Source organism: Nitrosomonadales bacterium (genome assembly GCA_016716325.1).
Lineage (GTDB): Bacteria > Pseudomonadota > Gammaproteobacteria > Burkholderiales > Gallionellaceae > Gallionella.
The window spans coordinates 2,117,009-2,127,703 of the sequence record JADJWO010000001.1; the positions used below are offsets into that span (position 1 = coordinate 2,117,009).

Below are 10,695 nucleotides of genomic sequence, written 5' to 3' on the forward strand. Positions count from 1 at the left end.
GCCAATGAAAATCAGACGACTTTCCACAAGCAATGAAGGCTTTGATGCCGAATTGGGTAAATTGCTGGCGTTCGAGGAAACGGCCGATGAAGTGCTGGAGGCAACGGTTGCCGATATCCTGAAGGATGTCCAGTTGCGGGGTGATGCGGCGGTGCTCGAATATACCGCCAGGTTCGACCGCCTACCGCTGGCGGATGCTGAAGCGATGGAATTGCCGCGAGCCGAACTGAAGGTGGCATTCGAGGGGCTGCCTGCCGATCAGCGCAGTGCCCTGGAGCAGGCTGCGCAACGCGTGACCGATTATCACCGCAAGCAAATCCAGGCGTCGTGGAGTTATACGGACGCCGATGGCACGCTGCTGGGTCAACAGGTGACCCCGCTGGATCGTGTGGGGCTGTATGTGCCGGGCGGCAAGGCGGCTTACCCGTCTTCCGTGTTGATGAACGCACTGCCAGCGAAAGTGGCCGGGGTGGCTGAGCTGATCATGGTCGTGCCGACCCCGGATGGGGTGAAGAACCAATTGGTGCTGGCGGCAGCGCACCTTTCCGGTGTGGATCGCGTGTTCACGATCGGCGGTGCGCAGGCGGTGGCCGCATTGGCCTACGGCACGGCAAGTATACCCAAGGTGGACAAGATCGTCGGTCCCGGAAATGCCTATGTGGCCTCGGCGAAACGCCGTGTATTCGGCGTTTGCGGGATAGATATGGTGGCCGGGCCATCGGAAATTCTGGTGATCTGTGACGGGCAGACCGATCCTGACTGGGTGGCGATGGATCTGTTCTCCCAAGCTGAACATGACGAGTTGGCGCAGGCCATTCTGTTGTCTCCCGATGCGGAATTCAACGAGGCGGTTGCGGCCAGCGCAGACCGGTTACTGGAACAGATGCCGCGCAAGGATATCATTCGGACCGCATTGGAGAATCGCGGCGCATTGATCCATGTGGCCGATATGGACGAAGCGTGCCGCATCAGTAACCGCATCGCACCGGAGCATCTGGAGCTGTCCGTGGCCAATCCGCAAGCACTGCTACCCAAGCTCAGGCATGCCGGTGCGATTTTCATGGGCCGTTACACGTCCGAATCGCTGGGTGACTACTGCGCCGGCCCGAACCATGTGCTACCGACCTCCGGTACGGCGCGTTTTTCCTCTCCGTTAGGCGTCTACGATTTCCAGAAACGCAGCAGTCTCATTCAGGTGTCCGCGCAAGGTGCGCAATCTCTGGGGGCTATTGCTTCGGTACTGGCGTTTGGCGAGGGATTGCAGGCGCACGCCCAATCGGCATTGTTCAGGAGAAAATGACTTCCGGGGTGGGGGTTGTCCGTTGTCGGTAGCGCGGATGGTCTGCTTCTTGCTGTGAAATACAGATTTCCTTTGACACGATTTGCTGAAATGTGGATAATCGCGGGCTCTTTTTGGAGGGGTGGCCGAGTGGTTAAAGGCAGCAGACTGTAAATCTGCCCTCTTACGAGTACGATGGTTCGAATCCGTCCCCCTCCACCAAAATGATGCAGTAAAGTTTGACTGGGCGGCGATGGGCGTTTGATTGCTTGGTCGCGGTGGCGGCGAAGTTGTGCGGGTGTAGCTCAATGGTAGAGCAGAAGCCTTCCAAGCTTACGACGAGGGTTCGATTCCCTTCACCCGCTCCAGTAGGTTTTTGCCCATGTGGCTCAGTGGTAGAGCACTCCCTTGGTAAGGGAGAGGTCGCGAGTCCGATTCTCGCCATGGGCACCAGTAATTTTGTATTTTTATTGTTAACGTTTGACATTGATAAGGAAAAATCATGGCAAAGAGCAAATTTGAACGTACGAAGCCGCACGTGAATGTGGGCACGATTGGTCACGTGGACCACGGCAAGACCACCCTGACGGCGGCGATCACGATGGTGCTGTCCAAGAAGTTTGGTGGAGAAGCCAAGGCCTACGATCAGATCGACGCGGCGCCTGAAGAAAAGGCGCGCGGCATCACCATCAATACCGCGCACGTCGAATACGAGACCGCGAGCCGTCACTACGCACACGTTGACTGCCCGGGCCACGCCGACTACGTCAAGAACATGATCACCGGTGCTGCCCAGATGGACGGCGCGATCCTGGTTTGCTCCGCTGCTGACGGCCCGATGCCGCAGACCCGCGAGCACATCCTGCTGGCTCGTCAGGTTGGTGTGCCCTACATCATCGTGTATCTGAACAAGTGCGACATGGTCGACGACGAAGAGCTGCTGGAACTGGTTGAGATGGAAGTGCGCGAGCTGCTCTCCAAGTACGAATTTCCTGGCGACGACATTCCCATCGTCAAGGGCTCCGCGCTGAAAGCCGTACAAGGCGATGCCGGCGAGTTGGGCGAAGGCTCCATCCTGAAGCTGGCTGAAGCGCTGGACAGCTACATTCCGACGCCGGAACGCGCCATCGACGGCACCTTCCTGATGCCGGTGGAAGACGTATTCTCCATCTCCGGTCGCGGCACCGTCGTAACTGGCCGTATCGAGCGTGGTGTCATCAAAGTGGGCGAAGAAATCGAGATCGTTGGCATCAAGCCGACCCTGAAGACCACCTGTACCGGCGTCGAGATGTTCCGCAAACTGCTCGACCAGGGTCAGGCAGGCGACAACGTCGGCGTACTGCTGCGCGGCACCAAGCGTGAAGAAGTCGAGCGTGGTCAGGTTCTGGCCAAGCCCGGCTCCATCACCCCGCACACCAAGTTCACCGCCGAGATCTACGTTCTGGGCAAGGATGAGGGCGGTCGTCACACTCCGTTCTTCCAAGGCTACCGTCCTCAGTTCTACTTCCGTACGACTGACGTGACCGGAGCGGTGGAGCTGCCGGCCGGAACCGAGATGGTGATGCCTGGCGACAACGTGTCGATCACGGTGAACCTGATCAACCCGATCGCGATGGAAGAAGGTCTGCGCTTCGCGATCCGCGAAGGCGGTCGTACCGTCGGCGCCGGTGTGGTTGCAAAGATCATCGAGTAATAGATAGCGCAATGCTGGCGGGGCGAAGGAATTCGCTCCGCTGTTGTTGTAATGGGTTTATAGGCCAGTAGCTCAATTGGTAGAGTATCGGTCTCCAAAACCGAGGGTTGGGGGTTCGAGACCCTCCTGGCCTGCCAAGAAGTTTAGTAACAATTGATTGGAATGGTCACCATGGCGGACAAAATCAAGTTGCTCGTTGCTCTGCTGTTGGTTGCGGCGGGGGTCGCAGGTTTTTATTACCTGCAGGACAGTGCGGCGGTGTTGAGGCTGGCTTCGGTGCTGGTTGGTCTGGCGGCGGCGGCGGGTGTGGGTTTGACCAGCGAGCCCGGCAGGCGGTTCTTTGCGTTTGGCGGCGATTCCGTTGCCGAGGCAAAGCGCGTAGTTTGGCCGACCAGGAAGGAGACGCTGCAAACCACCGGTGTGGTGATTCTGTTCGCAATAACGATGGCGCTGTTTCTCTGGGCGGTGGATGCCGGTTTGATGATGGTGGTGAATAAGCTGATGGGACGAGGTGAATAATGGCCATGCATTGGTATGTAGTTCATACGTACTCGCAGTTTGAGAAAAGCGTGCAGCGTGCATTGGCCGAGCGTATTCAGCGTGAGGGCATGCAGGATAAATTCGGCCAGATTCTGGTGCCGGTTGAGGAAGTCGTGGAACTGAAGTCCGGCCAGAAGAGCATCAGCGAACGCAAGTTCTTTCCCGGCTATGTGCTGGTCGAGATGGAAATGACCGATGAAAGCTGGCACTTGGTGAAAAATACGCCCAAAGTGACCGGTTTCTTGGGTGGTTCCGCGATGAAGCCGACCCCGATCAGTGCGAAGGAAGTTGAGAACATCATGCAGCAGATGCAGGCCGGGATCGAGAAGCCCAGGCCCAAGGTGCTGTTTGAGGTGGGTGAAACGGTGCGCGTCAAGGACGGTCCGTTCACGGACTTCAATGGTACGGTTGAGGATGTCAATTACGACAAGAGCAAAATACGTGTGGCGGTGGCCATCTTTGGTCGTTCGACACCCGTGGAACTGGATTTCGGCCAAGTAGAGAAAGGCTGAAGAGCGAGAAATAAGATTTGGGGAACGCAGCCTGCAAAAAATGCAGATGCCGTTTCCCATTTGTTGTTTCTCATGTTGGGGAGAGACCGAGCGTCTCGCTGGTACCCGTTAGAGTAGGAGTGCATCATGGCAAAGAAAATCGTCGGCTATATCAAGCTGCAAGTCCCGGCCGGTAAGGCCAATCCCAGTCCCCCCATCGGTCCAGCACTGGGTCAGCGCGGACTGAATATCATGGAATTCTGCAAGGCGTTCAATGCGCAAACCCAGGGCGTGGAGCCGGGTCTGCCGATTCCTTGCGTGATCACGGCGTATGCGGACAAGAGCTTCACTTTCGTGATGAAGACGCCCCCCGCAACCATCCTGATCAAGAAGGCTGCCGGCATCCAGAAGGGCAGCAAGACGCCCCATACCGACAAGGTCGGCAACCTGACCCGCAAGCAGGCGGAAGAGATCGCGACGACCAAGATGCCGGATCTGACGGCCGCTGATATGGATGCTGCAGTGCGCACCATCGCCGGCAGCGCGCGCAGCATAGGCATCACTGTGGAAGGAGTGAAATAACATGGCTAACGTTTCCAAACGCTACAAGGCGGTCGCCGCCAAAGTCGACCGCAGCAAACTGTATCCTTTGAACGATGCGCTGAATCTGGTCAAGGAAACTGCCGTGGCGAAATTCGACGAATCCATTGATGTCGCTGTGAATCTGGGCATTGATGCCAAGAAATCCGACCAGCTGGTGCGTGGCTCTGTCGTGCTGCCGAAAGGTACTGGCAAAACCATGCGCGTGGCGGTGTTCGCGCAGGGCGCGAAGGCAGAAGAAGCCAAGGCTGCCGGTGCCGATATCGTTGGTTTTGAAGACTTGGCCGAATCCATTAAGGGCGGCAACCTGAATTTCGACGTGCTGATCGCCAGTCCGGACGCGATGCGTCTGGTCGGCCAACTGGGTCAGATCCTCGGTCCGCGCGGCCTGATGCCTAATCCCAAGGTGGGTACGGTGTCCGCAGACGTGGCGGGTGCAGTGAAGAACGCCAAGGCCGGCCAAGTGCAATACCGTACCGACAAGAATGGTATCGTGCAATGCACAATCGGCCGCGCTTCGTTCGCGCCGGAAGACTTGCGCGAGAACCTGCTGGCGTTGATCGATGCGTTGAACAAGGCCAAGCCTGCCGCGTCCAAAGGTGTGTACCTGAAGAAGGTTTCCATCTCCAGTACGATGGGTGCGGGTATTCGCGTGGAACAGGCCAGTCTGGCCGCATAAATGTTTTAAGTCGGCGGGACGTATGTCCCGCCGTAACCGCTTTTGGAGTGCTGGCGTGCTGACAGCGTCCAAGACCGTAGGTGCCGAAGGAGCGATTGGCCTTGGGCTTAAATGGCGGAGCAATCTGCCGGCCCACGTAGATGGTGTGCCCGCGAGCAGGAATCGTCATTCTTCTGGCTCAAGGTCGCAGTTGTAACGGGTGGAACGTACGCAAGTGCGTTCCGGATATATTTAAGGAGGAAGACTTGAGTCTCAATCTGCAACAAAAACAAGCCGTGGTCGCGGAAGTCGGTGCCCAAGTGGCGCAGGCTCAGACCATCGTCTTGGCAGAGTATCGCGGCATCGAAGTCGGCGACATCACCAGGTTGCGTGCCAACGCGCGCAACTCCGGGGTGTATTTCCACGTGTTGAAGAACACGCTGGCGCGCCGCGCGGTGCAGGGTACTCCGTTCGAAGCCTTGGCTGACAAGATGGTCGGCCCGCTGGTGTACAGCATCAGCGCGGATGCCGTTGCGGCCGCCAAGGTAGTGTACGAGTTCGCCAAGACGAACGACAAGCTGGTCGTGAAGGCAGGTTCCTACAACGGCAAGATGCTGGATGCTGCAGGCGTGAATGCGCTGGCTTCCGTGCCGTCGAAGGAAGTTCTGCTGGCACAACTGTGTGGTTTGCTGCAATCGCCGGTTTCTGGCTTGGCTCGCGTACTCAGCGCAGTGGCCGAGCAGAAGGAACCCGCTGCAGCTTGATCTGATTAATTTATAAAGTTAGGAAAATAACATGGCATTCGATAAAGACGCATTTTTGACAGCTTTGGACGGCATGTCCGTGCTGGAATTGAACGAGTTGGTCAAGGCAATTGAAGAGAAGTTTGGCGTGTCTGCTGCTGCGATGGCAGCTCCCTCTGCTGGTGGTGCTGCCGCTGGCGGTGCTGCCGCTGCTGCCGAACAGACCGAATTCACTGTGATGCTCAAGGGCGTCGGTGACAACAAGGTGAACGTCATCAAGGCAGTTCGCGCTATTACCGGCCTGGGCCTGAAGGAAGCCAAGGATCTGGTCGATGGCGCACCGAAGGCGGTCAAGGAAGGTGTTTCCAAGGCGGATGCCGATGCTGCATTGAAGCAGTTGGTTGAAGCTGGCGCGACTGCCGAACTTAAGTAAGGCGGTTTGCTGCAGGAAGGCTGGCGGATATCACCGTCAGCCTTTTGCCGCTTTAAGAAGTCAGCGGACAGAAAAGGACGGAATACATTCTGCCCCCTGATTTTTTGCTACGGGACGATTTGCTGTTTGTGCCGTTTCTGAAACTTCGTAATCCCTTAATCGTGGAGATTGTATGAGCTACTCTTTTACCGAAAAAAAACGTATTCGTAAAAGTTTTGCCAAGCGAATCGGTGCCTTGCCGGTTCCATTCCTATTATCCACCCAACTGGAATCCTATGCTGCGTTCCTGCAGGCATACACCTCTCCCGAGCAGCGCAAGAACGAGGGATTGCAAGCCGCTTTCAACGGGATATTCCCGATCCTGAGTCACTCCAAGAATGCGCGGCTCGATTTCGTCAGTTACCAGCTTGGCATGCCGCCTTTCGACGTCAAGGAATGCCAGCAGCGCGGCCTGACCTACGCTTCGCCACTGCGCGCCCGCGTGCGCCTGACCATTATGGACAAGGAGGCATCCAAGCCCACAGTCAAGGAAGTGAAGGAGCAGGAGGTCTACATGGGCGAGATCCCGCTGATGACCCACACCGGTTCGTTCGTGGTCAACGGTACCGAGCGCGTGATCGTGTCGCAATTGCACCGCTCTCCCGGTGTGTTCTTCGAGCATGACCGCGGCAAGACCCATTCTTCCGGCAAGTTGCTGTTTTCCGCACGCGTGATTCCTTACCGCGGCTCATGGCTAGACTTCGAGTTCGACGCCAAGGATTACGTGTATTTCCGTATTGACCGCCGCCGCAAGATGCCGGTGACCATACTGCTGCGTTCGCTGGGCTACGGCAATGAAGACATGCTCAGGATGTTCTTCGAATTCGATACCTTCCATCTGGGCAAGAAGGGCATCCAGTTCGAGGTGGTTCCCGAGCGCCTGCGTGGCGAGATCGCGCGCTTCGATATCGTTGGTAAGTCCGGCAAGGTCATTGTGGCCAAGGACAAACGAATCACCGTGCGTCATATCCGCGAGATGCAGGAAGCGGGCATCGACAAGCTGGCCGTGAGCGAGGATTTCCTGGTCGGCCGTGTACTGGCGCATAACATCGTGGATACGGACAGCGGCGAGATTGTTGCCAATGCCAACGACGAGATCAGCGAAACGCTACTGGAGAACCTGAAGGTCGCTGGCATCGCCAAGATACAGACGCTGTATACCAACGATCTGGATCACGGCGCCTTCATTTCGCAGACGTTGCGCACCGACGAGACAACCGATCAGTGGACTGCGCGTGTGGCGATCTACCGCATGATGCGTCCCGGCGAACCGCCTACCGAGGATGCGGTGGAAAACCTGTTTCAAGGTTTGTTCTTCAATGAAGAGCGTTACGATCTGTCGTCCGTCGGTCGCATGAAATTCAATCGTCGCGTCGGGCGCGAGGAATTGACCGGTGCGACCACGCTGTCCAATGAGGACATCGTCGAGGTGGTCAAGATACTGGTCGAGTTGCGCAACGGTCGTGGCGAGATCGACGACATCGATCACCTTGGCAACCGCCGCGTGCGTGCCGTCGGCGAACTGGCCGAGAACCAGTTCCGCGCCGGTCTGGCCCGTGTCGAACGTGCCGTCAAGGAGCGTCTGGGGCAGGCTGAGACCGATAATCTGATGCCGCACGATCTGATCAACGCCAAGCCTATCTCGGCTGCGGTGAAGGAGTTCTTCGGCTCCAGCCAGCTGAGCCAGTTCATGGATCAGACCAATCCGTTGTCCGAAGTGACGCACAAGCGGCGTATCTCCGCACTGGGCCCAGGCGGCCTGACCCGCGAGCGCGCCGGCTTCGAGGTGCGCGACGTACATCCGACCCACTATGGCCGCGTATGCCCGATCGAGACGCCGGAAGGTCCGAACATCGGTCTGATCAATTCGCTGGCTTTGTACGCGCGTACCAACGAGTACGGCTTTATCGAAACGCCATACCGCAAGGTGAACAAGAGCAAGGTTTCGGACGAGGTGGAATATCTGTCGGCGATCGAGGAGGGTAAATTCACCATCGCGCAGGCGAACGCCGAGCTGGACAAGCGCGGTCACTTTACCAACGACATCGTGTCTGCGCGTCAGCACAACGAGTTCGTGCTGGCCGAGCCGGATAAGCTGGAGTATATGGACGTTTCGCCGTCGCAGGTGGTGTCGGTTGCGGCATCGCTGATCCCGTTTCTGGAGCACGACGATGCAAACCGCGCGCTGATGGGGGCGAACATGCAGCGTCAGGCAGTCCCCTGCCTGCGCGCCGAGAAGCCGCTGGTCGGCACCGGCATCGAGCGCACCGTGGCAGTCGACTCAGGAACGACCGTGCAGGCATGGCGCGGCGGGCGCATCGATTACGTCGATGCGGGCCGCATCGTGGTGCGCGTCAATGACGACGAGACCACTGCAGGCGAAGTCGGCGTGGATATCTATAACCTGACCAAGTACACCCGTTCCAACCAGAACACCAACATCAACCAGCGTCCGCTGGTCAAGGTCGGCGATGTGATCGGCCGCGGCGACGTGATTGCCGATGGTGCCTCTACCGATATGGGCGAGCTGGCATTGGGGCAGAACATGCTGGTCGCGTTCATGCCCTGGAATGGTTACAACTACGAAGATTCGATTCTGATTTCCGAGCGCGTTCTGTCGAATGACCGCTTCACCTCCATTCATATCGAGGAACTGACCGTTGCCGCACGTGACACCAAGCTCGGCGCCGAGGAAATTACGCGCGATATTCCGAACCTGTCCGAAGCGCAGCTCGCGCGCCTGGACGAGTGCGGCATCGTGCATATCGGCGCGGAAGTCGGACCGGGCGATGTGCTGGTCGGCAAGGTCACGCCCAAGGGCGAGACCCAGCTGACTCCGGAAGAGAAGTTGCTGCGTGCGATCTTTGGCGAGAAGGCGTCCGATGTGAAGGATACGTCGCTGCGTGTCGACGCGGGCATTTCCGGTACCGTGATCGATGTTCAGGTGTTCACCCGCGAAGGGCTGCAACGCGACAATCGTGCGCAACAGATCATCGACGACGAACTGAACCGCTACAAGAAGGATCTGGCGGATCAGATGCGCATCGTGGAAGCGGACGTGTTTGCGCGTCTGGAAAAGTTGCTGCACAACAAGGTTGCCAATGGCGGTCCGAAGAAGCTGGCCAAGGGCAGCAAGTTGAACAAGGAGTATCTGTCCAGTATCGAACCGCACCAATGGTTCGATATCCGCGTGGCGGACGATGCCGTGGCGGCGCAGATGGAGCAGGTCAAGGAAGGTCTGGCGCAGAAGCGCATCGAATTCGATGCGGCGTTCGAACTGAAGAAGAAAAAACTGACGCAAGGCGACGAACTGCAAGCCGGCGTACAGAAGATGGTCAAGGTGTATGTGGCCGTGAAGCGCCGTCTGCAGCCCGGCGACAAGATGGCCGGCCGTCACGGCAACAAGGGTGTGGTGTCGCGCATCGTGCCGGTGGAAGACATGCCGTACATGGCAGATGGTACGCCGGTCGATGTGGTGCTGAACCCGTTGGGCGTCCCGTCCCGGATGAACATCGGCCAGATTCTGGAAACCCATCTGGGTTGGGCTGCCAAGGGATTGGGCAAGAAGATCGACGAGATGCTGCAAACCAACGCCAAAATCACCGAGGTGCGCAAGTTCCTGAACAAGATCTACAACCATCACAATGGCCAGGTCGTCGATCTGGAATCGTTCAGCGATGACGAGATCATTGAGCTGTGCCGCAACCTGACGGTGGGCGTGCCGTTCGCGACGCCGGTGTTCGACGGCGCCAGCGAGGAAGAGATCAAGTACATGCTGGAACTGGCGGGCTTGCCGCTGTCCGGACAGACCACGCTGCATGACGGGCGTACCGGCGAGGCCTTCGATCGCCAGGTCACGGTCGGTTACAAGCATGTGCTCAAGTTGCACCACCTGGTGGACGACAAGATGCACGCGCGTTCGACCGGCCCGTACTCTCTGGTGACCCAGCAGCCGCTGGGCGGCAAGGCGCAGTTCGGCGGACAGCGCTTCGGCGAGATGGAGGTGTGGGCGCTGGAAGCTTACGGTGCCGCTTACACCCTGCAGGAAATGCTGACCGTGAAATCGGACGATGTGGCGGGACGTACCAAGGTTTATGAAAGCATTGTCAAGGGCGACCACAAGATCGATGCAGGCATGCCGGAATCCTTCAATGTGGTGATCAAGGAAATCCGTTCCTTGGGCATCGACATGGATCTGATGCGTAACTGATAGCGGTTC

At 57.9% G+C, this 10,695-nt stretch carries 9 protein-coding genes and 4 tRNA genes; all 13 read left to right on the forward strand.

What is annotated here, in order from left to right:
• Positions 1–4: 4 nt before the first annotated feature.
• The 13 genes from hisD (at position 5) to rpoB (ending at position 10,686) form a co-directional block, all read left to right on the forward strand.
• Complete coding sequence (hisD, locus tag IPM27_10245; GenBank protein MBK9161922.1) at positions 5–1,300, forward strand: histidinol dehydrogenase; 1,296 nt, start codon at positions 5–7, stop codon at positions 1,298–1,300.
• 115 nt (positions 1,301–1,415) lie between these two features.
• A tRNA-Tyr gene (locus IPM27_10250) sits at positions 1,416–1,501 on the forward strand.
• Between the two features lie 72 nt (positions 1,502–1,573).
• Positions 1,574–1,647 (forward strand) — tRNA-Gly (locus IPM27_10255).
• A 10-nt stretch (positions 1,648–1,657) separates the two neighbouring features.
• Positions 1,658–1,732 (forward strand) — tRNA-Thr (locus IPM27_10260).
• 49 nt (positions 1,733–1,781) lie between these two features.
• A complete protein-coding gene (gene tuf / locus IPM27_10265) occupies positions 1,782–2,972 on the forward strand; it encodes an elongation factor Tu (GenBank protein MBK9161923.1) in 1,191 nt (396 codons plus the stop codon).
• 61 nt (positions 2,973–3,033) lie between these two features.
• Positions 3,034–3,109 (forward strand) — tRNA-Trp (locus tag IPM27_10270).
• 34 nt (positions 3,110–3,143) lie between these two features.
• A complete protein-coding gene (secE, locus tag IPM27_10275; protein MBK9161924.1) occupies positions 3,144–3,491 on the forward strand; it encodes a preprotein translocase subunit SecE in 348 nt (115 codons plus the stop codon).
• On the forward strand, positions 3,491–4,024 hold the full coding sequence (gene nusG, locus IPM27_10280) for a transcription termination/antitermination protein NusG (protein ID MBK9161925.1): 534 nt from the start codon (positions 3,491–3,493) through the stop codon (positions 4,022–4,024). Before secE ends, nusG begins: the two co-directional genes overlap by 1 nt.
• 126 nt (positions 4,025–4,150) lie before the next feature.
• Entirely contained in the window at positions 4,151–4,585 is a 435-nt protein-coding gene (gene rplK / locus IPM27_10285; protein MBK9161926.1) for a 50S ribosomal protein L11, read from the forward strand.
• A gap of 1 nt (position 4,586) precedes the next feature.
• Positions 4,587–5,282, forward strand: coding sequence for a 50S ribosomal protein L1 (gene rplA / locus IPM27_10290; GenBank protein MBK9161927.1), 696 nt, complete (start codon positions 4,587–4,589; stop codon positions 5,280–5,282).
• Positions 5,283–5,527: 245 nt separating this feature from the next.
• Positions 5,528–6,025: a 50S ribosomal protein L10 gene (rplJ, locus tag IPM27_10295; GenBank protein ID MBK9161928.1), complete on the forward strand. Its 498-nt coding sequence runs from the start codon at positions 5,528–5,530 to the stop codon at positions 6,023–6,025.
• Between the two features lie 31 nt (positions 6,026–6,056).
• Positions 6,057–6,437 carry a 50S ribosomal protein L7/L12 gene (gene rplL, locus IPM27_10300; protein ID MBK9161929.1) on the forward strand — a complete coding sequence of 127 codons (381 nt, stop codon included), beginning with the start codon at positions 6,057–6,059 and terminating at the stop codon, positions 6,435–6,437.
• A 172-nt stretch (positions 6,438–6,609) separates the two neighbouring features.
• On the forward strand, positions 6,610–10,686 hold the full coding sequence (gene rpoB / locus IPM27_10305; GenBank protein MBK9161930.1) for a DNA-directed RNA polymerase subunit beta: 4,077 nt from the start codon (positions 6,610–6,612) through the stop codon (positions 10,684–10,686).
• Positions 10,687–10,695 lie beyond the last annotated feature (9 nt).